The organism is Nguyenibacter sp. L1 (assembly GCF_035199985.1).
Classification (GTDB): domain Bacteria; phylum Pseudomonadota; class Alphaproteobacteria; order Acetobacterales; family Acetobacteraceae; genus Gluconacetobacter; species Gluconacetobacter vanlangensis.
Genome location: NZ_CP127015.1, coordinates 2,892,877 through 2,918,761 on the forward strand (window position 1 = coordinate 2,892,877; position 25,885 = coordinate 2,918,761).

22 protein-coding genes are annotated in these 25,885 nt (G+C 67.9%); 15 read left to right on the forward strand and 7 right to left on the reverse strand.

Translation table 11 applies throughout. The features are described from left to right. Positions 1 to 153: 153 nt before the first annotated feature. On the reverse strand, positions 154 to 492 hold the full coding sequence (locus QN315_RS13040) for a P-II family nitrogen regulator (RefSeq protein ID WP_176640408.1): 339 nt from the start codon (positions 490 to 492) through the stop codon (positions 154 to 156). Between the two features lie 228 nt (positions 493 to 720). On the opposite strand from QN315_RS13040, the gene QN315_RS13045 reads away from it, so the two are divergent. Beyond that, a complete protein-coding gene (locus tag QN315_RS13045; RefSeq protein WP_323989687.1) occupies positions 721 to 1,902 on the forward strand; it encodes an aminotransferase in 1,182 nt (393 codons plus the stop codon). Between the two features lie 197 nt (positions 1,903 to 2,099). After that, positions 2,100 to 3,542 carry a TolC family outer membrane protein gene (locus QN315_RS13050; protein WP_323989689.1) on the forward strand — a complete coding sequence of 481 codons (1,443 nt, stop codon included), beginning with the start codon at positions 2,100 to 2,102 and terminating at the stop codon, positions 3,540 to 3,542. A gap of 66 nt (positions 3,543 to 3,608) precedes the next feature. Here the strand turns inward: QN315_RS13050 and QN315_RS13055 are convergent, their stop codons facing one another. The 3 genes from QN315_RS13055 to QN315_RS13065 form a co-directional block, all read right to left on the reverse strand. Beyond that, a complete protein-coding gene (locus QN315_RS13055) occupies positions 3,609 to 4,019 on the reverse strand; it encodes a hypothetical protein (protein ID WP_323989691.1) in 411 nt (136 codons plus the stop codon). A gap of 75 nt (positions 4,020 to 4,094) precedes the next feature. Continuing rightward, positions 4,095 to 4,535 (reverse strand): RcnB family protein, encoded by a 441-nt coding sequence (locus tag QN315_RS13060; protein ID WP_323989693.1) that lies wholly within the window; start codon positions 4,533 to 4,535, stop codon positions 4,095 to 4,097. A gap of 296 nt (positions 4,536 to 4,831) precedes the next feature. Beyond that, positions 4,832 to 5,008 (reverse strand): hypothetical protein, encoded by a 177-nt coding sequence (locus tag QN315_RS13065; protein WP_323989694.1) that lies wholly within the window; start codon positions 5,006 to 5,008, stop codon positions 4,832 to 4,834. Between QN315_RS13065 and QN315_RS13070 the strand changes: the two genes are divergently transcribed. The 11 genes from QN315_RS13070 (at position 4,989) to QN315_RS13120 (ending at position 17,236) form a co-directional block, all read left to right on the forward strand. Continuing rightward, positions 4,989 to 5,327: a P-II family nitrogen regulator gene (locus QN315_RS13070; RefSeq protein ID WP_323989695.1), complete on the forward strand. Its 339-nt coding sequence runs from the start codon at positions 4,989 to 4,991 to the stop codon at positions 5,325 to 5,327. The genes QN315_RS13065 and QN315_RS13070 overlap by 20 nt on opposite strands. Positions 5,328 to 5,344: 17 nt before the next feature. After that, positions 5,345 to 6,691, forward strand: coding sequence for an ammonium transporter (locus tag QN315_RS13075; RefSeq protein WP_408904637.1), 1,347 nt, complete (start codon positions 5,345 to 5,347; stop codon positions 6,689 to 6,691). A 341-nt stretch (positions 6,692 to 7,032) separates the two neighbouring features. Then, a complete protein-coding gene (locus QN315_RS13080; protein ID WP_323989697.1) occupies positions 7,033 to 8,295 on the forward strand; it encodes an outer membrane beta-barrel protein in 1,263 nt (420 codons plus the stop codon). 260 nt (positions 8,296 to 8,555) lie between these two features. Next, a complete protein-coding gene (locus tag QN315_RS13085; protein WP_408904520.1) occupies positions 8,556 to 11,180 on the forward strand; it encodes a TonB-dependent receptor domain-containing protein in 2,625 nt (874 codons plus the stop codon). Between the two features lie 112 nt (positions 11,181 to 11,292). Further along, positions 11,293 to 12,492 (forward strand): MFS transporter, encoded by a 1,200-nt coding sequence (locus QN315_RS13090; RefSeq protein ID WP_408904638.1) that lies wholly within the window; start codon positions 11,293 to 11,295, stop codon positions 12,490 to 12,492. Continuing rightward, the gene (pxpB, locus tag QN315_RS13095; RefSeq protein ID WP_323989699.1) at positions 12,489 to 13,133 is read left to right on the forward strand and encodes a 5-oxoprolinase subunit PxpB; all 645 of its coding nucleotides are present in this window, start codon (positions 12,489 to 12,491) and stop codon (positions 13,131 to 13,133) included. Before QN315_RS13090 ends, pxpB begins: the two co-directional genes overlap by 4 nt. A gap of 22 nt (positions 13,134 to 13,155) precedes the next feature. Then, the gene (locus QN315_RS13100; protein ID WP_323989700.1) at positions 13,156 to 14,172 is read left to right on the forward strand and encodes a biotin-dependent carboxyltransferase family protein; all 1,017 of its coding nucleotides are present in this window, start codon (positions 13,156 to 13,158) and stop codon (positions 14,170 to 14,172) included. Between the two features lie 25 nt (positions 14,173 to 14,197). Continuing rightward, entirely contained in the window at positions 14,198 to 14,965 is a 768-nt protein-coding gene (locus QN315_RS13105; protein ID WP_323989701.1) for a 5-oxoprolinase subunit PxpA, read from the forward strand. 12 nt (positions 14,966 to 14,977) lie between these two features. Then, entirely contained in the window at positions 14,978 to 15,457 is a 480-nt protein-coding gene (locus QN315_RS13110) for a biotin/lipoyl-containing protein (RefSeq protein WP_323989702.1), read from the forward strand. Continuing rightward, entirely contained in the window at positions 15,450 to 16,823 is a 1,374-nt protein-coding gene (gene accC / locus QN315_RS13115; RefSeq protein WP_323989703.1) for an acetyl-CoA carboxylase biotin carboxylase subunit, read from the forward strand. Before QN315_RS13110 ends, accC begins: the two co-directional genes overlap by 8 nt. After that, the gene (locus QN315_RS13120; RefSeq protein ID WP_323989704.1) at positions 16,820 to 17,236 is read left to right on the forward strand and encodes a hypothetical protein; all 417 of its coding nucleotides are present in this window, start codon (positions 16,820 to 16,822) and stop codon (positions 17,234 to 17,236) included. Before accC ends, QN315_RS13120 begins: the two co-directional genes overlap by 4 nt. A gap of 64 nt (positions 17,237 to 17,300) precedes the next feature. Here QN315_RS13120 and QN315_RS13125 read toward each other — a convergent pair whose 3' ends face one another. Continuing rightward, on the reverse strand, positions 17,301 to 17,876 hold the full coding sequence (locus tag QN315_RS13125; RefSeq protein WP_246285772.1) for a winged helix DNA-binding protein: 576 nt from the start codon (positions 17,874 to 17,876) through the stop codon (positions 17,301 to 17,303). A gap of 77 nt (positions 17,877 to 17,953) precedes the next feature. Here QN315_RS13125 and QN315_RS13130 point away from each other — a divergent pair, with 77 nt between their 5' ends. Together QN315_RS13130 and QN315_RS13135 are read left to right on the forward strand one after the other, a co-directional pair. After that, the gene (locus QN315_RS13130) at positions 17,954 to 20,044 is read left to right on the forward strand and encodes a hydantoinase/oxoprolinase family protein (protein WP_323989705.1); all 2,091 of its coding nucleotides are present in this window, start codon (positions 17,954 to 17,956) and stop codon (positions 20,042 to 20,044) included. After that, positions 20,044 to 21,657, forward strand: a complete 1,614-nt coding sequence (locus QN315_RS13135) for a hydantoinase B/oxoprolinase family protein (protein WP_323989707.1) — start codon at positions 20,044 to 20,046, stop codon at positions 21,655 to 21,657. Before QN315_RS13130 ends, QN315_RS13135 begins: the two co-directional genes overlap by 1 nt. Here the strand turns inward: QN315_RS13135 and QN315_RS13140 are convergent. Both QN315_RS13140 and QN315_RS13145 read right to left on the reverse strand, forming a co-directional pair. Beyond that, complete coding sequence (locus QN315_RS13140) at positions 21,648 to 22,946, reverse strand: MFS transporter (RefSeq protein WP_323993489.1); 1,299 nt, start codon at positions 22,944 to 22,946, stop codon at positions 21,648 to 21,650. The two genes, QN315_RS13135 and QN315_RS13140, sit on opposite strands and share 10 nt — an antisense overlap. A gap of 269 nt (positions 22,947 to 23,215) precedes the next feature. Beyond that, positions 23,216 to 25,774, reverse strand: a complete 2,559-nt coding sequence (locus tag QN315_RS13145) for a TIM-barrel domain-containing protein (RefSeq protein ID WP_323989708.1) — start codon at positions 25,772 to 25,774, stop codon at positions 23,216 to 23,218. Positions 25,775 to 25,885: the final 111 nt, after the last annotated feature.

The window sequence follows — 25,885 nt, forward strand, 5'->3', positions numbered from 1 at the left end:
CGCTCGACACGGCGGTGAAACGGTTACGAAAATGGGGCGCCGTTGTCGATAGCCTGCCGGGCCCGCGTGCCCGCCGGCCCTGGTGCGCCGGCCCGATGGGCCGCCGGACCCGCCGGGCGGAAAAGGAAAGGGATAGGACGCGCTGGCTGGGGATCAGATGGCCTCCTCGCCCCGTTCGCCGGTCCTGATGCGGATGGCTTCCTCGACCGGCAGGATGAAGATCTTGCCGTCGCCGATGCGGCCGGTGCGGGCCGCCGCGATCACGGTGTCGACCGCGCGCTCGACCATGTCGTCGGCGCAGACGATCTCCAGCTTCACCTTCGGCAGGAAATCGACGATGTATTCCGCCCCGCGATACAGCTCGGTATGGCCCTTCTGGCGGCCGAAGCCCTTGGCCTCGGTCACCGTAATGCCCATCAGCCCGATCTCGTGCAGGGCGTCCTTTACCTCGTCCAGCTTGAACGGCTTGATGATGGCTTCGATTTTCTTCATGCCGCGTCGTCACGTCCTCGCTGCGGTCCCGGCATCACCCGGGGCCCGTTGCCGCCTTACCGTTGCACGGGTTGCGCCGCCGGGCAATCGGATCGGATTGCAAAAAGGCGGCATATTCCGCACATCTGCGCGTGATCGGGCGGCAGAAGGGGCAAATCGGGCCCCGAGCGCCTTTTCGGGACGACAGAAACGGGAATCCCCACGTCGCGGATCCCGGGGAAGAAAGACATGAAATCGCCGAACAGCATGCTGTCGGGCCTGCCGACGACCATCTTCACCGTCATGTCGGCCCTGGCGGTCCAGCATGACGCCATCAATCTCGGCCAGGGCTTCCCCGACACCGAGGGCCCCGCCGACATGATCGAGGCCGCCTGCGCCGCCCTGCGCGACGGGCGCAACCAGTATCCGCCGCTGACCGGCCTGCCCGAACTGCGCGGCGCCGTCGCGCGGTCGAACGCGCGCTTCTACGGCCTGGCGGTCGATCCGGCGACCGAGGTGGTCGTCACCTCCGGCGCGACCGAGGCCCTGACCGCCTCGCTGATGGCGCTGGTCGATCCGGGTGATGAGGTCATCCTCCTCGAACCGCTCTACGACACCTATGCCCCGGTCATCCGCGCGCTGGGCGCCATCCCCCGCCCGGTGCGCCTGACGCCGCCGGGCTGGTCGCTGCCGCGCGCCGAACTGGCCGCCGCCTTCGGGCCGAAGACCAAGGCGCTGATGCTCAACTCGCCGATGAATCCGACCGGCAAGGTCTTCGACCTGGACGAACTCGGCTTCATCGCCGGCCTGCTGGCCCGCCACGACGTCTATGCGATCTGCGACGAGGTGTACGAACATCTCACCTTCGGCACGGCGCGCCACATCCCGCTGATGACCCTGCCGGGCATGCGTCCGCGCTGCCTGCGCATCGGCAGCGCGGGCAAGAGCTTCTCGCTGACCGGATGGAAGGTCGGCTACGTCACCGCGCCCGCGCCGATCGCCGCCTGCGTGGCCAAGGCCCACCAGTTGCTCACCTTCACCACGGCGCCCAACCTGCAGCGCGCGGTCGCGATGGGGCTGGACAAGGACGATGCCTATTTCGCCACGCTCGCGGCCGACATGCAGGCCCAACGCGACCTGCTGTCCCGCGGGCTGCGCGCGGCGGGCTTCACCGTGCTGCCCTGCGACGGCTCCTATTTCGTCGTGGCCGATATCCGCTCGGCCGGCTTTGCGGGCAGCGACGCCGCGTTCTGCCGCGCGCTGACCGAACGCTGCCGCGTCGCCGCCATCCCGGTCTCGGCCTTCTATGACAGCGCGGACCCGCCGGACCATCTGGTGCGGTTCGCATTCTGCAAACAAAAGCCGGTCCTGACCGAAGCCGTCGCGCGCATCCATGCCGGCCTGCCCGGCCTGCTGCAGGCCGGTGCCTGACGGCCCGGCATCGTCCCGCCTCCGGCGCGGCCCATCGTTGACGGGCTTGCCGAAATCCGCGTATCCGTCAGCCTGGTCCGCATCCGGTGGATCGGGTCTCGCCGCTGATGTCCCGCAAATTGCCGATGTCTCGCAAATGAATGTCCTTCACAGGATGATACCTGCGCCGTGACGTGGATAGGGTCGTGAAAAACCGAATGAAAGCTCCTTTCGCCGCGGCTTTCGGCGCCGCCGCCGCCCTTCTGTCCCCGTCGGGCGCCGATGCGCGCCTGTCCGTGGATGCGGGCCCCGTCCCGGCCGGTTTCGTGCCCCACACCCTGGCCCAGGCTCTGGCCGCGGCCTACCTGACCAATCCCACCCTGCAGCAGGAACGCGCGACCCTCCGCGCCCAGGACGAGGACGTGCCCAAGGCCCTCGCGGGCTGGCGGCCCCAGATCTCCGGACAGGTCGGCGCGACCTATTTCAGCGGGCAGAGCAATTATCGCGGAAATGACGCGTTTCTCGGCTATTCCCGCACCTATTCGACGCCGGGCTACACGGCCGGCGCCAGCATCCAGCAGCCGATCTACCAGGGCGGCAAGACCACGGCCTCGACCCATCAGGCGGTCAACAAGGTCATGGCCGAACGGGCCAACCTGATCTCGGTCGAGCAGAAAGTCTTCCAGGACGTGGTCGGCGCCTATGTCGGCGTGGTCCAGGACACGGCGCTGCTCAAGATCAACCAGGGCAACGAACAGGTGCTGGCCGACCAGTTGCGGGCGACCGAAACGCGCTTCCGTGACGGCGAAATCACCCGGACCGACGTGGCCCAGGCCCAGGCGGCGCTGGCCGCGGCCACCTCCCAGCGCCAGCAGGCCCAGGGCACGCTGGACGCCGCCCGCGCGGCCTATCTGCAGGTCGTCGGCGCTCCCGCCGCCGCCGACCTGGCGCCGCCCCAGCCGCTGGCCCTGCCGGTCACGTCGGAACAGGGCGCCGACACGCTGGCCGAACAGAATAACCCCAACGTCATCAACGCCATTTTTTCCGAATCCGCGCAGCGGGATAACGTCGATGTCGCGGTGGCGGCGCTCATGCCGACCGTCAGCGCCCAGCTTGCCTATCAGCGCGGCGTCAACCAGGGACTTGGCGGCCAGTTCACCGAAAACAAATATGCCGAACTGACGATGCAGGTCCCCGTCTACCAGGGCGGGTCGGAATATGCGGGCATCCGCCAGGCCCGGCAGCAGGCCCAGGCCGCCCATCGCGCGGTCGATGCCCAGCGGCGGCAGGCGGTCCAGCTCGCCTCGTCCGCCTGGCGGCAGCTCGCCGCCGACCGCGCGGCGGTCGCCAGCGACCGGCAGGCGATCACGGCCAATGTCGCGGCGCGCGACGGGGTGCGGCGCCAGGCGCTGGAAGGCGTCAGCACCACGCTCGAAGTCCTGCAGCAGCAGCAGGCCCTGCTGCAATCCGAGATCACGCTGGTCCAGGGGCTGGGCAACCTGGTCACCGCGTCCTACGGCGTCGCGGCGGCGATCGGCCGGCTGACGGCCTCGGACCTGCAGTTGAACGTCCCGCTCTATGACGAGACGGCGTATTACAACGCCGTCAGGAATCGTCTGTGGGGGATGAACGACTACGCCCAGAACCAGCCGGGGCGATAAGGGGCGATCGGCCGCCGTTCAAACGGACTCGTTTGAACGGGTAAAGAGGCGCGATAAAATAACGATTTAAAACAGTTCCTTGATCAGATCGTCCCCGATGCCGAACGCGGCGCCGGCGGCGGCGGCCTGGCCGAACCCGGAATGGAGCAGGCTGCCGAGAAAGCCCCCGGATTGCGGCGGCGCGGGTTGCGGCGCCGGAGCATATTGCGGCTGCACCGGGTCATAGGATTGCGGCACCTGCTGGGCCTGGCTGGCAAGCCCGGCGTGGAGCGCCTGGAGCAGGCCGGCGACCTGCTGCTGCTCGGACTGGAAGGCAAGTGCCAGTTCGCGGAGGTCGAGCATCCATTCCCGCGCCTGCATGTCGCCACCATTCGCGGCGGCCTGCATCTTGCCGCCGAGCGTCTGGAGCATCTGCGCCGTTTGCTGCGCCTGCATCTGCAACTGGCTATAGGCTTGGTCGATCGTCTGAACGTCCATGACGGAACTCCATTTCAAGCGCTGAAAAGACGAACACGCGGATCATATTACTCCGCGTGCGGGCCGCCTGCGGCCTCAGGGCCCATAGGGCATGGCCGGACCATAGGGCGGCGGGGGCGGAGGCGGCGGACCCATCGGGCCGGGGGGCGCATAGGACTCCGCGATCACGTTGGCGATGATGCCGGTGGCCACGGCCGCCAGCAGGAATCCGCCGCCGTACCGCACCCAGTAATAGCCGGGCGGCGGCGCATACAGCCCGCGATAGCGGCGCCAGTCATCGACGCGCCAATTCGGCCCGACATAGCGGTCTCCGCGATGCCATTCGCGATACCGCCCCCCATGGTCCGGACCATGGCCGCCATGCCAGCCCCGATCACCATGCCAGCCACCACCATGCCAGCCACGGTCTTCATGCCCCCTGCCGTCGCCGTGATCGGCCAGTGCGGGAGACGACCCAAGCGCGATTCCCGACAGAAGAAAGGCCGCTATCGATTTTCTGTACATACTACCCAACATGCTGTCGATCCGCGTATCTGTGAACTGCAAGCTAAATCAGGTGTATGGCAGGATTATGAAAAGGCGCAATGGCCATGGCGACGCCCCCCTGGTCCGCCGCGCAGCAATACATTTCGAATTCTGCGGGATGTGGCGGTGTCGCTGTCGGCCAGGTCCATGGAGAACATGGCCGGGGAGAACACGGTTGCCCGCACGCATCTGCCCCGATGACGTTCCGCCTTTCATATTTTTTCGACATCGATTCAATATTATTGAGTAATCGTTAACGGACGTCGACCGGCCGCAACATGCCGGTTTCAGGCAGGCCGCAAATATATATTTCCAAACGGTTGCATTTTTGATTCTTTTAATCCGTTGGAAAGAAAAAACTCTTTTTCTTGATTGGATTTGAGGCTGCCAACAGCGTAACGGTTCTCATCAACACGGCGAATAAATATTTCTCTGGAGGAACGAGTGAAGTTCATCATCGCCATCGTCAAGCCGTTCAAGCTTGATGACGTCCGTGCGGCGCTGGGCAAGATCGGGATCGAGGGCATCACCGTCACCGAGGTCAAGGGATACGGGCGGCAGAAGGGACATACCGAGATCTATCGCGGCGCCGAATATCAGGTGGCCTTCGTGCCGAAGGTCAAGATCGAGGTCGCGGTCGCCGACGCGCTGGAGCACCAGGCGCTGGATGCCATCCGGGCTGCCGCCTATACCGGCACCATCGGAGACGGGAAAATGTTCGTTCTCGATCTTCTGCAGGCCGTTCGCATCCGCACCAATGAAATCGGGGAGATTGCTTTGTGAGTAAGCACGCGTTTCGTCTGCTTTTCCGGAAGGCGGCGCCCTGGTGTGCCGCGCCGGTGCTTGCCGCCGCCCCGTCCGCTGCCTTTGCCGCCCCTCCGGCCGTCGATACCGGCGACACGGCGTGGATGCTAACCAGCACCGCCCTGGTGCTGATGATGACGATCCCGGGCCTGGCGCTGTTCTATGGCGGCATGGTCCGCAAGAAGAACGTGCTGGCCACGCTGATGCAGTCCTTCGCGATCTGCTGCATCGTCACCATCGTCTGGATGGTCGCGGGCTACAGCCTGACCTTCTCGACCGGCACGCCCTATATCGGCGACCTGTCGCGCGTCATGCTCAACGGCATCGGCGCGCATATCGCCAAGGGCGCCGATATCGGCTTCACGCTCGGCCAGGGCTCGTCCAACCCCACGGTGATGACGATCCCCGAGAGCGTCTACATGATGTTCCAGATGACGTTCGCGATCATCACCCCGGCCCTGATCGCCGGCGCCTTCGCCGACCGCATGAAATTCAGCGCCCTGTGCGTCTTTACCGTCCTGTGGTCGCTGCTGGTCTATGCCCCGATCGCCCATTGGGTCTGGAGCCCGATCGGCTGGGTCGCGGGCTTCGGCGCCATCGATTTCGCCGGCGGCACGGTCGTGCACATCAATGCCGGCATCGCCGGGCTGGTGGCCGCCCTGGTGCTGGGCAAGCGCCACGGCTACGGCACCGACGACCTGGCCCCGTTCAACCTGACCTATGCCGTCATCGGCGCGTCGCTGCTGTGGGTGGGCTGGTTCGGCTTCAACGCCGGTTCGGCCGTCGGGTCGAACGGCCGCGCCGGCATGGCCATGGCCACCACCCAGATCGCCACCGCCGCCGCCGCGCTGGGCTGGATGATCGCGGAATGGGCGCGCACCGGCAAGCCGACGGTGCTGGGCATCATTTCCGGCGCCGTGGCGGGCCTCGTCGCCATCACTCCGGCCGCCGGCTTCGTGCTGCCGGGCGGCGCGCTGGTCATCGGACTGGTGGCGGGCGTGGTCTGCTATTTCGCCGCGACGTCGCTGAAACATGCGCTGGGCTATGACGACAGCCTGGACGCGTTCGGCGTGCACGGGGTGGGCGGCATCCTGGGCGCACTGCTGACGGGCGTGTTCGCCTACGGCCCGCTCTCGGCCACCGACGCCAATCCCGCCGGCATCAGCGGCTCGTTCGCGCAGTTCGTCATCCAGGCCAAGGCGGTCGGCGTGACGATCGTCTGGTGCGCCGTCGTGACCTTCATCCTGCTCAAGATCGTCGACCTGGCCGTCGGCCTGCGCGTCTCGTCCGAGCAGGAGCAGGAAGGACTGGACATGGCGCTGCATGGCGAAAGAATCAGCTAAGGGCAGGCAACATTCTTTTGCGTGCCGGCATCCCGGCCGCCGGTTTCGCGGGGGCGCCCGGCGGGCGACGGAGTGTCGGGGACATTGCCATGGTCCGGACCTGACGGATTCCAGGTCCGGACCAATGGGACGTTCGCCCGTCTTCCGGATTGGGGCCGCAATAAATATTAATGAATGCGGACTCAAGGAAATTCGTCAAAAATAACAATAATAAAACATCATGTGCTTCATGATTGTTTAATATACATGAATTACATTCGATCTGTAACGAATAAATATCCGATTCAGGATAAAAATACCTCGTATCGCTTATGAACGATGTCTTGTTCGAGGTGATTTGCATGAATTCGATCAAGGGTACTGGCGTGGCGTTATTGTGCGCCGGCCTGGCATGCGGCGCTTTGTCCGGACAGGCGCGGGCGCAGGTCACGCTCTTTCCCAATCCGCATCCGGCATCGGAATTCCAGACCTGGCTGCAGGGGGTTACCTTGACCGGGCAGATCGATGGCGGGATCGATGCCAATCCGGCGCGGCCGGATAACGGGATCAATTTCGGCAACTTCCTGGGCGATCATGCGAATCAGGCACAGTTGAACCAGCTTGCGCTGACGCTGGCGCGCGCCATCGACCCGACCAAGCACGAATACCAGATCGGCTTCACGCTGGAAGCGTTGTATGGTTCGGATGCGCGCTATTATCACCTGCTGGGCATTTCCGACCAGGCGATCTCGACCCGCTATCAGCTCATACCCGCCCAGGCCCATATCGACGTCCATCTGCCGTGGCTGACCAAGGGCGGGCTGGACATGCAGGCCGGCATCCTGCAAGCCCCGATGGGGGTCGAAACGCTGGACCCGACGACCCGCCCCTTCTATACGCTGGCCTATACGTCGCAATATTCCGTGCCGTTCGAACATATCGGCGCGATGTTCAAATGGCATGTCAGCGATATCGTCGACGTGACGTTCGGCATCGATACCGGCAACCAGACGACCTTCGGCGCCAGCGACAACAACGACGCCCCGGCGGGGTATTTCGGGTTCAACCTGAACAGCCTGCTGCACGGCAAGCTGACCATCGTCGAGCTGAGCCGCGTCGGCCCCGAAGACCCGGTGCGGGTGCTGGGATCGGCGGCCAATCACCAGAACCGATTCTGGAACGATATCAACGCGACCTATGCGATCAGCGACAGGCTGTCGGTCACCGGCGAATTCAACTACCTGCACGATGACGGGCTGCGGGCCGACACCACCAGCTTCGTCAGCTTCCTGAGCTACAAGATCAGTCCCGTCCTGACCCTGAATTACCGGGGTGAAATCTATCGCGACAATACCGGTCTGTTCGTCGCCAGCTTTCTGACCAACCGGGCCTATATGCAGGCGATCGCCGGCCTGCCCGCGCCTGCCGAAACCGCGCCGCCGACGACGTATGGCGAGCTGACCCTGGGCGTGACCTACCACCCCACGCTGGGCCACCATGTGCGGGTCTTCGAGATCCGGCCGGAAATCCGCTTCGACCGCTCGCTGAACGGGACGTCGCCCTTCAATGACGGGCGGAATACCGGGATGTTCACCTTCGGCGGCGACGCGGTGCTGGGCTTCTGAAGCCGGCAGGCCGCGCGTCACGCCGCGCGGCTCGGGGTCATCACCTTTCACGATCGGATCCATGTGGCGGTGCGCGCTGTGGCGCCCGCCATTTTTTTTGATTCTCAAGTCTCTTAACGGATTTCCGGCCCGACCCGCCTGCCGAAGGGTAACAGGACGATAACAAATCGTTTGGTTCCGACATCGTTATATGTATAATTTGGACATAATATGCACATGAACGCGGCCGCCCGCCGCCCACGCATTCAGGAGCGACGACGATGCCCGGATTTTTCGGGGTAAGGACTTGGCTGCTAGGTGGCGCCGCCCTGGAGGCGCTGACCTTGGGGGCGTTGATGATGCGGGCGACGCCCGGCCATGCGCAGGACGTACCGGCACAAAGCCCGCCGCATGCCGCCCCCAGGCCCACCGTCATCAGGCCCACCGTCATCAGGCCCGCCGTCAACAAGCCCACCGTCAACAGACGGATGCGCCACGCGCATGCCCCGCATGGACAGGGCCCGGACGCACGGACCGTGGCGGCGGCGCCCGCCATGCAATCCCCGGCCATGCAATCCCCGGGGCGGCCGCGCCGCACGCCCCTGTTGCCGGCGGCGCGGGCCGAGGAAGTCAGCGTGACCGCGGCGGCGGCGCCGGGGGATTCGGTGCTGTCGACCGCGACCCGGCAGCACAGCACGATGCAGGTGACGGTGATATCCGGCGCGCAGTTGATGGCGACCGGGCAGACGAACGTGATGAGCGCGCTGGCCCAGGCCTCGGCCGCGATCACCGCGCCACCGCAGCCGGGGGTGGGCAACAACGCCTTCGTGCAGACCATGCAGTTGCGTGGCCAGTCGGCGGACGACACGCTGATCCTGGTCAACGGACACCGGCGGCATATCGGGGCGAATTTCAACGCCAATGCCGGGCCGAACTGGGGCACCGAGCCGGTCGACATCTCGCTGATCCCGATCTCCGCCATCGACCATATCGAGGTCATAACCGAGGGCGCGTCGGCCCTGTACGGCCAGGACGCGCTGGCGGGCGCGGTCAATATCGTGCTGAAGCAGAAGACCCATGGCGGGTCGGTCAACCTGCAGAACAGCGGCTATTACGCCGGGGACGGCCAGGGGCTGAACGGATACGGCGACTATGCCTTCGCGCTGGGCGGGAACGGCGGCTATCTGGATCTGGCGGCGCAGGTGACGCACCAGCAGCCCACCAACCGCACCGGCCTGTTCGTCGGGCAGCTCTATCCCGTCGGCAACCCGCTGAACGCGACGGCCAGCCGCGACGTGCAGCGCATCCTGGGGATTCCGAAATCCACCATGGAGACGCTGAGCGAGACCATGTCGCTCCCGCTGGACCGCAATGCCAGCCTGTACAGCACCTCCACCTTCGGCCATCGGCGGGTGGATGTGGCCGAGACCTATCGCAGCGCGGCCAACAGCCTGACCAACAGCACGCTGTGGCCGTACGGGGCGATTCCGTACATCTTCATGGACCAGTACGATTTCGAGACGGATAACGGGATCAAGGCCGAGAAATTCGGCTTCGCCTGGGACCTGTATGCCAATTACGGCCGCGACGACCAGGCCTATTCCACCGTGCACAGCAACAACATCACGCTGGGCGACGCCAGTCCGCGGGATTTCCGCGACGGCAGCGCGATCACCGGGCAATTCTCGACCGGGCTGCGCGGGTCGCGGCTGTTCCGCACCGCGCTGCTGCCCCGGCCGGTCGCCCTGCGCTTCGGCGGGGAATATCGCCGCGACACGTTCCAGATGACCGAGGGCGAAACCGCGTCCTGGATCGGGCTGGGGGCGACGGACCATGCCGGCAACGTGCCGATGGCCGCGACCCAGCGCGGGCGCGACGTCTATGACGGCAACGTCAATCTCGATCTGTACGCCACGCGGAACTGGGAATGGACATTGGGCGGCCGGGCCGTCAGCTATACCCACCTGGCAACGGTCGAGACCGGGTCGATCGGCACGCGCTATAATTTCAACCGCAACTGGGCGATCCGCGCCGGCGTCAATTCCGGCTATCGCCCGCCCACCCTGGGACAGACCTACTATTTCTACAGCGCACCGTTCGCGACCTATTCGGTCGACCAGTTGCCCAACAGCAGCCCGGCCGCCAAGGCGCTGGGCGCGGGCAGCATCAAGGGCGAATATTCGACCAGCTACAGTATCGGGATCGACGCCACGCCGCTGGAAAACTGGCACCTGACGGGCAATCTGTACTATATCTCCATCAATGACCGGCTGGCCAGCACGACCACGCTGGGCGGCCCGGACGTGGCGCGGATCCTGGAGGCGTCGGGGCTGCATAACGTCACCTATGCCTCGTACTACACCAACCCGGTGAACACGCACACCTATGGCGGGGACATCGAGACCGGTTACACCCTGCACACAAACGCCTCGGGCACGTTCCGCTTCGATTTCAGCTTCAATTATTCGGACAACGAGATCCGCAGCGACAACAGGACGCCCCCGGTGCTCAGCGCGATGGGGCTGAGCAGCTTCAACACCTATGCCGCGGAGATGCTGCTGCATTCCGCGCCGAAGAACCGCGAAAACCTGTCGGTCGGCTGGACTTTCGGCAAATGGAACCTCTTCGTCCAGGAGCAGCGATTCGGCTCGACGATCTTCCTGGCCAGCCCGACCTCGCCGCCGGTGGCGCAGAATCCGGCGTTCCTGACCAATCTTTCGGTCAGCTACCAGATCATGCCGCGCTGGACGGTAACGGCGGGGGCCAACAATCTGGGCAACAAATACCCGACCCGCGTTCCGCCACCGATCATCAAATCATTGTTCAACGCCTATAAATATTCGTACTATTCGCCATACGGGTTCAATGGCGGCATGTATTATGTGCAGACGGCCTTCACCTTCTGACGGAGCGCGCCCGTTGCAGCACCCCGCACAGATCCTCGTCCGTCCCGATGCCGTCCGCGACCCGGCCACGGCGCGGCCGTTCCGATTCGTGATCTATGCGCTGACGGTGGCGATGTGCGTGATCTGCTATGGCGACCGGGCGGCGCTGTCGGCGGGCATGCCGGCGATCGCGCGGGAATTCGGCCTGACATCGGGCGAGATCGGCTGGGTCCTGTCCAGTTTCCTGTGGTCCTATTTCATCCTGAACCTGCCCAGCGCGATCCTGCTGGACCGGCTGGGCGTGCGGCGGGTCGGCGCGCTGGCGGTGGCGCTGTGGTCGCTGGCGATGATCCTGGGCGGGCTGGCGGCCGGGATTGCGGCCTTCATCGCCACCCGCGTGCTGCTGGGCATCGGCGAGGCGCCGACCTTCTCGCTGGGCAACAAGGTCGTGCGGGCCTGGGCGCCGCCGACCGAGCGCGGCGTGATGATGACGGCCTTCGTCTGCGGGATTCCGATCGGGCTGGCCGGCGGAGCGGCTGCGGGGGCGTGGCTGATCGCCCATTTCGGCTGGCGCCCGGCCTTCGGCATGCTGGGGGCGCTTGGGCTGGTCTGGTCGGTGTGCTGGTGGTTCATCCATCCCGAGCAGCACCCCGGGCAGCATCCGCAGCCGTACCGGGACCCGTCGCCGGCGCGGCGCGGAACCCTGTCGGTGCCCGTGCTGTTCGGCTCGTCCAGTTTCTGGGGCGTGGTGATTGCGCAATGCTGCGCCAATTACGCGAATTTCCTGCTGATGTCCTGGCTGCCGCTGATCCTGCGGCAGGTGCTGCATCTGGGCATGGTGCAGGCAGGCGCCTATACGGCCTATTGCTATTGCGGCGCGGCGGTGATCTCGATCACCGCGGGCAAGCTCGGCGAGCGGCTGATGGCCGGCCGGTCGCTGGCCCACGGCGCGCGGCGCAAGGTGGTGTGCGCCTATCTGATCCTGGCGGCGCTGATGGGGCTGCTGCCGCTGTGCGGGACGGCGGGCACGATCATTCCGCTGCTGGCGGTGTCGATGGCCTTCGTGGCGGCGGGGACCGGCGCCAACATGGCGCTGCTGGCGGACCTGGTCATCGAGCACGACATTCTGGGCGCGGTGACCGGGCTGACCCTGACCTTCAGCAACGGGCTGGGAATCCTGGCGCCGATCATGACCGGCTATCTGCTGCAGGCCACCGGCAATTTCCACGGCGTGTTCTACATCACCGCCGGGATCATCCTGTGCGGGGCCGCCGCCGCCTGGGCGATGCCGCGCCGCATGTTCCATGCGCGCCGGCAGGGGGACGGGGCGTGACGGCGCGGCTCAGCATGGCCGGCACGGGGGCCGTGCTGCTGGACGTGGCCCACGGCGCGTTCGACCCGGCGGCGCAGCGCCGCGTCTGGGCGGCGGCGCGGGCGCTGGCGGCCGATCCGGCGGTGGTGCAGGCGGTGCCGGGGGTCAATAACCTGCTGGTGACGTTCGATGCGCTGCGGACCGATCCCGACGATGTCGAACAACGGGTCCGCGCATGCTGGCAGGCGGCATCGCCCGAGCCGGTGCCGGCGCGCCTGGTGGAAATCCCGGTCACTTATGGCGGCGCGTTCGGCGAGGACCTGAAACTGGTGGCGGCGCATGCCGGCCTCTCCGAAGACGAGACGATCGCGCTGCACCTTGCGGGGGAATACAGCGTGGCGGCCATCGGGGCGATGCCGGGCTTTGCCTACCTGACCGGGCTGGACCCGCGTCTGGCGATCCCGCGCCGCGACACGCCGCGCCTGACGGTGGCGCGCGGGGCGGTGATGGTGGGCGGCGGCCATGCGGGCGTGATGCCGTGTACCGCGCCGTCGGGCTGGCACATCATCGGGCGCACCGACGCGGTGCTGTTCGATGCGGCGCGCGCCGAACCTGGGCTGCTGCGGATCGGCGACCGCGTGCGTTTCACGCAGGCCGGGTGACGGACCGGGCAATGGGGGCCGCATGATCGAGATCCTGACCGGGTCGGCGCTGAACACCATCCAGGACCAGGGGCGGCCGCACGCCATGACCCTGGGCGTGGCGCGCGGCGGGGCGATGGACGGGCCGGCCCTGGCCTGCGGCAACATGCTGCTGGGCAATCCGACAGGCGATCGGACAAGCGATCGGACAAGCGATTCTGGCGAACCGGCGGGCGCGGCGGGGATCGAGATCGCGTTCTTTCCCTTCCGGGTGCGCTTCCTGGCCGCGCTGGCCTTTGCCGTAACGGGCGCGCGCGGGCCGGTACGGCTGGACGGCCTGGCGCTCCCGCCCGACTGGGCGTGCTGGGCGGCGCCCGGACAGGTGCTGGAGATCGGTCCCCCGGCGGAAGGATGCCGCACTTACCTGGCGCTGGCGGGGGGGATCGACGTGCCCCTGGTGCTGGGCGCGCGGGCCACCGATCTCAAGGGCGGTTTTGGCGGGCTGGAGGGGCGGGCGCTGCAGCGGGGTGACGTGCTGCGCTGCGGGCCGGCGGCGGAGCCGGGGCCGCCGCGCTGCGGCTGGGGCCTGGCGGAACGCTGCCCGCTGCCCGATGCCGGGGAAACGCGGGTGCGGGTGCTGCCGGCCGCCGAATTCGGCGATTTCACCGCGGCGGCGCGGCACGCATTCCTCGCCGAAACCTGGCGGGTCACGCCCAGCGCCAACCGCATGGGCTATCGGCTTGAGGGCGAACCCCTGGCCCTGCAACGGGCGATGAGCCTGTTTTCGCACGGGATCGTGCCGGGCACGGTGCAGGTGCCGCCGGCCGGGCAGCCGATCGTGCAGATGGCCGACGCCAATACCTGCGGCGGCTATCCGAAGATCGCGACCGTGATCGCGCCCGATCTGCGCCTGCTGGCGCAGACTCCGGTGAACGGGCGCATCCGCTTCGTCGAGACCAGCCGGGCCGAGGCGGTCGCGGCCCTGCGGGACGCGGCGGCGCGCCAGGCCCGGCGACAGGCGGAATTCGCCGCTCTGCGCCACATGCCGATCCCGGCGTAAGTCCCGATTGCTGGAGAAGAATGCCATGACCGGACGCAAGACGATCGACCTGAACGCCGACCTGGGCGAGAGCTTCGGCCAGTATACGATCGGCAACGACGCGGCGATGCTGGATGTCGTGACCTCGGCCAACGTGGCATGCGGGTTTCATGGCGGCGACCCGGAAGTGATGGCCGCGACCTTTGCCCTGGCGCGCGCGAAGGGGGTCGCGGCCGGGGCGCATCCGGGCTTTCCGGATTTGTGGGGGTTCGGGCGGCGGGTCATGCCGTTTTCCACCGGCGAGATCGAGCGGATCGTCGCCTATCAGGTCGGCGCGGCGCGGGCGCTGGCGGCCTATGCCGGACACCGCATGACCTATGTGAAGGCGCATGGCGCGCTGGGCAACCTGACCGAGCGCGACCCGGCGGTGGCCGAGGCGGTGATCGAGGCGGTACGGCGCATCGATCCGGCGCTGCCGGTGGTGGCGATCGCGCTGAGCCATCTGGAGCGGATCGGCCGCGCGCGGGGCATGACGATCTTTTCCGAGATCTTCGCCGACCGGGCCTATACCGAGGACGGGCACCTGGTGCCGCGCAAGGAACCGGGCGCCGTGCTGCATGACGCGGCGTTCGCCGCCGACCGGGTGGTGCGCATGGTGCGGGCGGGCGCGATCGAGACCGTGTCGGGCCGGATGCTGCCGACGCAGATCGACACGATCTGCGTGCATGGCGACAACGCCGAATCCGTCACAGTGGCGCGCCTGACACGTGCGCGGCTGGAAGCGGCGGGCATCGCCCTGCGCGCGCTGACCTGAAAGGCGGCGGCCATGATGCTGACGCTGGAGCAGATCGAGGCGCTGATGGCCCGGATGCGCGCGCTGGGCATCGCCGAGCTGGAATACCGGCATGGCGACCAGCAGATCCGCCTGGTGCGGGACGACGACGCGGCCGCTCCACATCCCCCTACGCTGGCCCCTACGCTGGCCCCGCCGCTGGCTCCGTCGCCGGCCGCGACGCGGAACGGGATGGGGGATAAGCCCGCCGCCACGCCCGAGGTGATCGCCGCGACGATGTATGGGCAGTTCTATGCCGCGCCCGCCCCGGATGCCGCGCCCTTCGTCGGCGTGGGGGACAGGGTCGCGGCGGGGCAGCCGCTCTATGTCCTGGACGTGATGAAGACGCTGACGCGGATCGAGGCGGAATTCGCCTGCATAATCCGCGAGACGCTGTGCGCGAACGGACAGGCGGTCGAGCCGGGAACGCCGCTATTTGCCGTCACGCGGCTGGATGAGGCGCGGAATGGCTGAGATCCGCACCGTCCTGATCGCCAACCGGGGCGAAGTCGCCCTGCGCATCGCCCGGGCTTGCCGCCTGCTGGGACTGCGCAGCGTGGGGGTCTATTCCGAGGCGGATGCCGGGCTGGCGCATCTGCGCCTGGTGGATGAGCGGATCTGCATCGGGCCGGCGGCGGCGTCGCACAGCTATCTGGACGGGGCGCGCATCCTGCGGGCGGCGGCGCTGACCGGGGCGGATGCGATCCATCCGGGCTATGGCTTTCTGTCGGAAAGCGCCGATTTCGCCGCTTCGGTCGAACGGGCGGGCCTGGTGCTGGTGGGGCCGTCCGCCGCGATCATGCGCATGATGGGCGACAAGATCGCGGCCAAACGGCAGATGCGGCGGTCGGGCGTGCCGTGCCTGCCCGGGTCGGACGGCGCGCTGCCGGACGACATGGCGGCGGCCCAGCGCCTGTGCGACGCGCTGGGCTATCCGCTGATCGTCAAGGCGGCGGGCGGCGGCGGCGGACGGGGCATGCGGGTGGTGCATCGGGCCGGGGCGCTGCGCGAAGCGGTCGAGACCGCGCGGCAGGAGGCCGGCCGGGCCTTCGGCAACGCGTCGGTCTATGCCGAGCGGTTTCTGCAGCATCCGCGCCATGTCGAAATCCAGGTGCTGGCCGACAGGGCGGGGCATGCCGTCTGGCTGGGGGCGCGGGATTGCTCGGTCCAGCGGCGGCACCAGAAACTGGTCGAGGAAGCGCCCCCGGTCGGGATCGCCCCCGGGCGGATCGCCGAACTGGGCGCGGCCTGTGTCCGGGCCTGCCTGGACATGGGGTACGAGGGGGCGGGAACCTTCGAATTCCTGTATGAGGACGGGGAATTTTTCTTCATCGAGATGAATACCCGCCTGCAGGTCGAGCATCCGGTGACCGAGATGACGACCGGCATCGATATCGTGCGCGCGCAGTTGCGCATCGCGGCCGGGCAGCCGCTTGGACTCACGCAGGCGGATATCGCGACGCGGGGGCATGCGATCGAATGCCGGATCAATGCCGAGGACCCGCTGCATTTCGTCCCCAGCCCCGGCCTGGTGCGCGCCTGGCATCCCCCGGGGGGACCGGGGGTGCGGGTGGATACGCATCTCCATGCGGGGTACCGCGTGCCGCCGCAGTACGATTCGCTGGTCGCCAAGCTGATCGTTCATGGGGCCGACCGGGCCGACGCGCTGGCACGCATGCGCGCGGCGCTGGACGAAATGACGATCGAAGGGATCGCCACCACCGCACCGTTGCATCGCCGCCTGATGGAAACCGAGGATTTCCGGACCGGCGGGGTCGGCGTCCATTACCTGGAGTCACTGGATCTGGAGACGATGACGCCACGGAAGGACGCGCCATGACCTTGCTGGACGCACTGCCGCGTCTGGTGGCGGCCATGCGGCGCCAGCACATGCGCAGCCTGTCGCTGGCGGACGGCGCCGAGACGCTGACCGTCCGCCTCGCGGCACCCGGGACGGACGCGCCCCAATCGGAGGACGCGCCAGAGAACGCAGCCGTGACGGAGGTGCCGAGTCCGGAAATGGGGGTGTTCCGCCAGGGAAATGTGATTGCGGGGGCGGTGACTGCGGGGCATGCCGGGGACGGCGCGGCGCGCGCGCGCGTCGCGGCGGGGACGATCCTGGGCTTCGTGGAAATCGGTCCGGCGCTGCTGCCGATCGTCGCGCCGCGCGACGGCGTGGTGCAGGCCGTCCTGGCGGCGGATGGCGCGCCGATCGGCTATCACGCCCCGGCATTCGCGATCCGCCATGAATGAGCCGCGCCGGCCGCCGCCAATGTCCCGCCCGAGACACGCGCACGCGAATTTCCGAATCGGACCGTCAGAGCGAGGAGGCCGAGCGCGAGGCCTGTTCGTAAAAGCCCGTCAGCACGCGAAGGGCTTTCGCGACGTCGCCGATCCTGCTGCCGCCCGGGCTGCGGTCGGGCGGGATCAGTTCCAGCAGGCAGATCCGGCGGATGCGGGCATATTCCTCGCACACCGCGCGGCCCTTGTCGGTCGTGCCGACGAAGACCTCCTTGCCGTCGCGCCGGCGGGCGATCAGGCCCAGCCGGTCGAGCTTCTTCATCGCGTAGTTGAGGGAATGGCGTTCGGACAGATTGAGCGTGAACATCAGGTCCGAGATGCTTTTCTGCCGGTGGCGGTGATTGGCGCTGTGCAGGACCAGCGCATCCAGCGGCGAGAGATCGGGCAGCCCCGCCGCCGCCATGCCCCGCACCACCCAGCGCTGGAAGGCGTGATTGACCACCGTCAGCGCGAATTCGAATTCGCTGAGATCCTCATGGCCCGGACTGGCGAGATGCGAGGACGAGACGATGAAGGCGCGTTCCGTGGCCGTGGCGCGCGAATCCGCCGCGTGGTCGTCCGTCATGCGCCGGGGGGATTTCGTCTTGGTCATGGGCGGCCTCGCTGCTGTCGGTCCGGTGCCGTCAGCCGGCGCCTGGCCCTATCCTAACCCGAAGCTGGAGGCATGGCATGTCCCCCCCATCATCCGTTCGCCTGGCGGCCGATATCGGCGGCACCTTTACCGACATCGTGCTGGAAACGCCGCAGGGGCGCCGGACGCGCAAGGTCCTGACCACGCCCGCCGCGCCCGAGGACGGGGTGATGACCGGCATCGGCCTGGTGCTGGCGGATGCCGGGCTCGATTTTTCCGATGTCGCGGTCTTCGTGCACGGCACGACGCTGGCGACCAATGCGATCATCGAGCGGCGCGGCGCGCGGACGATGCTGGTCGGTACCGAGGGATTCCGGGACATCCTGGAAATCGGCACGGAAAGCCGGTTCGACCAGTACGACATCATGATCCGCAAGCCCGAGCCGCTGGTGGCGCGGCCCCACCGCTTTGCCGTGCCCGAACGCATGGATGCCCGGGGGCGCGTGCAACGCCCGCTGGACGAGGCGGCGGTGCGCGCCCTGGTGCCGCATCTGCGCGCCGCCGGGGCCGAGGCGATCGCGATCGCCTTTCTGCACGCCTATGCCAATCCGGCGCACGAGCGCCGGGCCCGCGACCTGCTGGCCGAGGCGTTGCCCGAGGTGCCGATTTCGATTTCCAGCGCGGTCTGCCCGGAAATACGCGAATATGAGCGAACCTCGACCACCGTGGCCAACGCCTATGTCCAGCCGCTGATGGCCGGCTATCTGGGCCGGCTGCGCCAGGCGCTGGACGGGCGCGCCTTCCGGGGCGCGCTCTATCTGGTGACCTCGGGCGGGGGGCTGACGTCGCTCGAGGCCGCGCGGCAATTTCCGGTGCGGCTGGTGGAATCCGGCCCGGCCGGCGGGGCGATCTTCGCCGCGCAATGCGCCGGGCAATTGTCGGAGGGGCGGGTCCTGTCCTTCGACATGGGGGGCACCACCGCCAAGATCTGCCTGATCGAACGGGGGCAGCCGGCCTCCTCGCGTTTCTTCGAGGTGGATCGCACCGCGCGCTTCATGAAAGGATCGGGCCTGCCGCTGCGGATTCCGGTGATCGAGATGGTCGAGATCGGCGCGGGGGGCGGGTCGATCGCGCATCTGGACGCGATGCGGCGGGTGGTGGTCGGGCCGGAAAGCGCCTCTTCGGTGCCGGGGCCGGCCTGTTACGGACTGGGTGGCACGCGGCCGGCGGTGACCGATGCCGACCTGGTGCTGGGGCTGCTCCAGCCCGAAGGGTTCGCCGGCGGCGGCATGACCCTGCGGCCCGAACGGGCGGCGGCGGCGCTGGATGCGGCGATCGGCGGCCCGCTGGGCCTGTCGCCCGAGATGGCGGCCCACGCGGTCTATGAGATCGTGTGCGAGACCATGGCCAGCGCGGCCCGGGTCCATGCCGCCGAGCGCGGGGCGGTGATCGGCACCCATACCATGATCGCCTTCGGCGGCGCCGCGCCGCTGCATGCCGGACGCGTAGCCGAGAAGCTGGGGGTGCGGCGGCTGATCGTGCCGGCCAATGCCGGGGTGGGATCGGCGGTGGGATTCCTGGCCGCGCCGGTCTCGTTCGAACTGGTGCGGTCCCACCCCGCGCGGCTGGATGCGCAGTTCGACGGGGCGGGCGTGTCGGCATTGCTGGACCAGATGACCGCGACCGCGCGGGGCATGGTGCAGGATGACGCGCGCGCCGCGTCGCTGACGGTGCGGCGCGGGGCCTTCATGCGCTATGTCGGGCAGGGGCATGAAATCGCCGTGACGCTGCCCGACGGCCCGCTGGACCAGGCCGCGCTGCCGGCCATGCGCGCGGCGTTCGAGGCCGAATATGCCCGCCAGTTCGCACGGATCATTCCCGGCGCGCCGGTAGAAATCCTGAACTGGTCGGTCACGGTGTCGACCCGGGCGGAGCAGCCCGCGCCCTTCCCGCCCACGCCGGCCCGCCGGTCGGTCGCGGCGGCGCGCACCCGCCTGCTGTTCGATGGCGGCCGGGACCGCATGATGGAACTGGCGGTCCATGCGCGCGCCGAAATGCGGCCGGGCGACGCGGTCGCGGGGCCGGCGCTGATCGTCGAGCAGGAAACCACGACCTATGTCCCGGCGCGGTTCGATGCCCATATCGACGGCGGCGGCAATATCGTGATGGACATGAAGGAGACGGCGTGATGGACGCACGGAATGCGATCGACCTGCAGATCATGTGGAACCGCCTGATCGCCGTGGTGGGCGAGCAGGCGCAGGTGCTGATCCGCACCGCTTTCAGCCCCATCGTGCGGGAGTGCGAGGACATCTCGGCGGGGATTTTCGACCTGCGGGGGCGGATGATCGCCCAGGCGGTGACGGGCACGCCGGGCCATGTCAATTCGATGGCGGAATCGGTGGGGCATTTCCTGCGCCATTTCCCGATCGAGACGATGAAGGAAGGCGATGCCTACATCACCAACGATCCGTGGATGGGCACGGGACACCTGAACGATTTCGTCATCACCACGCCGGCCTTCCATCGCGGCAGGCTGGTCGGGCTGTTTTCCTGCACCAGCCACCTGATGGATATCGGCGGGCTGGGCAACGGCCCCGAGGCGACGGACGTGCTGATGGAAGGCCTGTCGATCCCGATGCTGAAGCTGATCGACCAGGGCCGGGTGAACGAGACGCTGATGGCGATGATCCGCGCCAATACCCGCCTGCCGGTCGATACCGAGGGCGATACCTATTCGCTGGCGGCGTGCAACGATGTGGGCGTGCGCGCGCTGCGCGCGATGATGGACGAATTCGGCATCGACACGCTGGAGCCGCTGGCGGATTTCATCATCACGCGGTCGCGCGCGGCGGTGCTCGAGAAGATCGCGGCGCTGCCCCGGGGCTGCTGGTCGTATGAAATGACGGTGGACGGCTATGACGCGCCGCTGCCCCTGCGCGCGCGGCTGCGCGTCGATGAGGCGGGCGTGACGGTGGATTATGCGGGCACCGCGCCCGCGGTGTCGCGCGGGATCAATGTGCCGCTGGCCTATACCAGGGCCTATACGGTGTTCGGACTGGCCTGCGCGATCGCGCCCGACGTGCCGAACAACGCGGGGTCGCTGTCGGCCTACCACGTCACCGCGCCGGCCGGCTGCGTGCTGAACGCGCAGCGCCCGGCGCCCGTGTCGTCGCGTCATATCGTGGGGCAGATGCTGCCGGACATGGTGTTCGGCTGCCTGCGCACGTCCCTGCCGGACCGGGTTCCGGCCGAGGGCACGTCCTGCCTGTGGAATATCGCCGTGCGTGGGGAATGGGTGCCGCCGGGCGCCGCGGCGCCGCTTGCCTTCGCGCTGGCGATCACCACCAATGGCGGCACGGGGGCGCGGCCGGGGCTGGACGGCTTGTCGGCCACCGCCTTCCCGTCCGGGGTGCACGGCACGCCGGTCGAGATCGCGGAAATCCAGTGCCCGCTGATCTTCTGGCGCAAGGAGTTCCGCCCCGGCAGCGGCGGCGACGGCGAAACCCGTGGCGGACTGGGCCAGGTCATGGAAATCGGCACGCTTGACGCGCGGCCGTTCGACCTGCTGGCGGCGTTCGACCGGATCGATCATCCGCCGCGCGGCGCGCAGGGCGGCGCGGACGGCGCGCCGGGCTGCCTGCAGACGGCGTCGGGCCGCCGGCTGGCGGGCAAGGGGCTGCATGTCGTGGCGGCGGACGAGCGGGTGGTCGTGATGACGCCGGGCGGCGGCGGACTGGGCGACCCGGCGGCGCGCACGGCGGCGCGGCGGCAGGCCGACCGGACCGGCGGTTATGTCTGAACGGAAGATCGCGCGGGGTTCGTTCCATCCCCGTCGATCATGCCCTGGCGGGGCAGCAGGAACAGGACGGTGAGCAGCGAGCACAGCGCGCAGGCCGACACGTACCAGTAGAACCAGTCCTCGTGCCCGGCCTGCTTGGACCACAGCGCGATATATTCCGCCGTGCCGCCGAACAGCGAGACCGTCATGGCATAGGGAAAGGCCACGCCCAGGGCGCGGATGCGGGTCGGGAATTGTTCGGCCTTCACCACGGCATTGATCGCGGTATAGCCCGAGACCGCCAGCAGAGCGAGGGTCAGCAGCGCGAAGGCGCCCGCCGCGCCGTGGGCGGCGGAGAGCGCGCGCATCAGCGGCACGGTGCCGAACGTGCCCAGCAGCCCGAAACCGATCAGCAGCGGCCGGCGGCCGATGCGATCGGACAGCGCGCCGAAGGCCGGCTGGGCCAGGGCGAAGACGAACAGCGCCGACGCGGCGATCAGGGTCGCGCGCTCGCGCGGAAAACCCAGCGTGTTGACCAGGTATTTCTGCATGTAGATCGTATAGGTGTAAAAGGCGACGGTGCCGCCCAGGGTCAGCCCGCACACGGTCAGGATCGCCTTCGGATGCCGGATCAGCGCCCGCAGGCCGCCGCGCTGGCGGCTGGCGCGCGTGCGGGTGAATTGCGTGCTTTCGTGCATGTCGCGGCGCAGCCACAGCACCGACAGCGACAGCAGCGCGCCGATGCCGAACGGCACCCGCCAGCCCCAGGCCGCGATCTGCTGCGGGGTCAGCAGCGCGAACTGCATGGCCAGCAGCACCAGCAGGGCAAGCAACTGCCCCATCACCAGCGTGACGTACTGAAAGCTGGAATAGAAGCCGCGCCGCCCGGGGGGCGCGACCTCGGACAGGTAGGTGGCGCTGGCGCCGTATTCGCCGCCAAGGCTCAGCCCCTGGATCAGCCGGGCGACGACCAGCACGACCGGCGCGGCGACGCCGATCCGGTCGTAGCCGGGGCAGAGCACGATCAGCATCGAACCCAGGCTCATGGTCAGGATGGACAGGCTGAGCGCCGCGCGGCGCCCATGGCGGTCGGCCATGATGCCCATCAGCCAGCCGCCGATCGGACGCATCAGAAAGCCCACCGCGAAGATCGCCGCGGTGTGCAGCAATTCGGTCGTGGGATCGCCCTCGGGGAAGAAGACATGGGCGAAATAGAGCGAGAAGGCGGAATAGACGTACCAGTCGTAATATTCGACCAGATTGCCCGCCGACCCGGCAACGATGCCCCGCAGGCGCTGAACGGCCGTCAGCCCGTCCGGTGCGGCGCGCTGAACAGGGGGCGGGGTCACGTAATTCATCATCCGGTCCGTTTTCGGTTTCCCCAGCGCTGGGGCATGGGGAACAATCCGGAGACGCAACCGGATCGAAGGGGAGGGGGCTGGGACAGTCCTACTATCGCGCGCAGGCACGGGGCAAGGTCGGCGGCGCCCGCGCCCGCATGACCGCCGGGCCGGATCTCATCCATCGTTTCAAATACCGCAAGGAACACGACGCGGCATCGCCGTGCCCGGCGCCGCGCCTATCGGAGGCGATAGGTCGCGGCGGTGCCGTTGGCGGGAACGACGAAGCTGGCGCTGCCCGCCGCGCCGTCATAGGTCGCACCGGCAACGCCGCGCGGCGCATGCGCCAGCCCATGGACGACGATGCGATAGCTGTGCCACCACGGCTGGAAGCTGCCCTCCGGCCGGCCGATCGTGACCGTCACGCCGTGATCGGCCTCCAGCGTGCAGGACAGGGCGGTGCGGCTATAGGCACCGTGGCGGAAGGCGAAGCTGTGGCCGTCATCGGCATAGAGGCTGCCCTGGCAGTCGGCGCCGGGATAGACGTCCAACTGCAAGGGGCCCGCCGGCGTTTCGCCGGTGCTCTGCACCAGATTCTGGCGCGGGATGATCGAACCCGCCCGGACGAAAACCGGCAACTGGTCCAGGCGCGGCGTAATGCCGAGCGTATGCGGCGCGGTGGGACCGGTATCCTTCAGGGTCATGAACAACCCGCCCGCCCCCCACAGGCTGAGCGGCTTGAGGTTGGTGACCGGCTTGCCGGTCCAGTAATCATACCAGCCGCCCACCGGCAGGGTGACGGAGTACGGGCCCGGCGATTCCGGGCTGGGCGGCGCCGCGACCATCAGCGCGCGTCCCAGCATGAACTGGCTGTCGGTGGCCAGGTCGAGCGGCGTGCCGTCCAGCAGGCCCGCGGGAAATTCCATGAACAGCGGCCGCATCATCGGAATGCCGGTGCGCGCGGCCTCTTCCGCCACGGTATAGAGATAGGGCAGCAGCCGGTAGCGGGCCTCGATGAAGCGGCGGCGGATGTCCTCCTGCGCCGTGCCGCCGACCCAGGGCTCCTGCGGCAGGCTCTGCTCGTCGCTATGGTCGCGGGCGATCGGGGTGAACATCGCCACCTCGATCCATTTCGTCAGCAGGTTCGCTGAGGCCGAGCCGGCGAAGCCGCCGATATCGGCACCCGAGAAGGTAAACCCGCCCAGGCCCAGGCTTTCCAGCATCGGGATGGTCAGGCGCAGATGATTCCAGGTGGAGCTGTTGTCGCCGGTCCAGGTGACGCCATAGCGCTGGCCGCCGGCATAGGACGCGCGGGTCATCACGAAGGGCCGTTCGTCCGGCTTCAGCGCCAGCAGGCCCTCATAGGTCGCGCGATGGTTCTGCATGCCATACAGGTTGTGGATCTCACGATGGCTCGCAACGCGCGCGGCGAAGCCCGGCTCGTCGATCCGGTGGCGGTTGTCCAGCGGCATGGTCTTGGTCGGCGTGTCGAAGATCGCCGGTTCGTCCATGTCGTTCCAGAAGCCGGAAATCCCGTCCTGAAGGTAGAACTGCCGGTAGAGCGTGCCCCACCAGGCGCGGGTGGCCGCCTGGGTGAAGTCCGGGAACAGGGTCGGGCCAGGCCAGACCGGCGCGACATAGGGCTTGCCGTCGGCGGTTTTCACGAACCGGTCCTGCGCCATGCCGCTGTCATAGGGGGCGTAGCCCGCGTTCGGCAGGTCGGCGATATGCAGGTCGGTGATCGCCACCGTATGCACGCCCTGGGCGGTGAAGTCCGACACCATTTTTCCGAAGGCCGGAAAGGTCTTCGCATCGACCGTGAAAGGCCGGTAATGCTGTTGGTAGTCGATATCCAGCCAGATCGCGTCGGTGGGAATCCGGTCGTGGCGCAGGCGGGCGACGATCGCCCGGACGTCCTTCTCGGTCGGGTAGCCCCAGCGCGATTGCTGAAAACCCAGGGTCCAGAGCGGCTGCATGGCCGGCGTGCCGGTCAGCCAGGCATAGGCGCGCTCCACGTCCTTGGGGTCGGGGCCGGCCAGCACATAGTAATCGACCGGGCCGCCATCGGCGCCGATCGCCAGCTCGCCGCGCCGCGTCTTGCCGAAATCGAAGCTGGTGCGCCAGCTATTGTCCAGGAACATCCCGTAATAGCCGCCCTTGGTATAGCCGATGAAGAACGGGATGTCCTTGTAGAGCGGGTCCTGCCCTTCCTGGTAGCCGTAGCTGTCGGTGTTCCACATGACGAAGCTGCGGCCCAGCCGGTCCAGCGGGCCGAACTTGTCGCCCAGGCCGAAATAATGCGCGTCGTCCGGGATGGATTTGGTCATGGTGAAGCCGTCGCCGCGCCGGTCGGGCACCATTGCGCCGTCCAGGTCCGACAGCAGCACCCGCCCGGTGCGGTCGGTCACCGTCACCCCGCCATCCCTGCGGGACACCGCGACCTTCAGCGCCCGGGTGGAGAACCCCACCGCATCGGCGGTCGAGAACCCGGTGACCGCGACCGAGGCGCGGCGGGCGGCAGGCAGCACCGCCCAGGACGCGTCCTCGGGCAACGACCCGTTCCGCCCCACCCGCACCCGCACCACGTCGTCGCGCAGGGCGGTGACCTGCAGCACCATATCGCCCAGGCGCCATATCATGCCCGACGGCAGGGCCTGCGCCACGGCGGCCGGACCAGCCGCGACGCTGTCGGCCGTCGCCACGCCCGGCACGGCAACGGCCGACAGCGCGAGCCACGAGGTCGTTGCGAAAGCGATCACATGGCGGGAAGGGATTCGGGTCTGCGCGGCTGGCGCCATGGTGTCGATCGTCCTTGCATGGGGACCGCCGGGGAAGGGGCGGATAGGATTGTTATTGCGCCATCCTTCGGCTTGCGCGCGCGCTGTCAAGCACCCGGGGCGCCAAAAGCG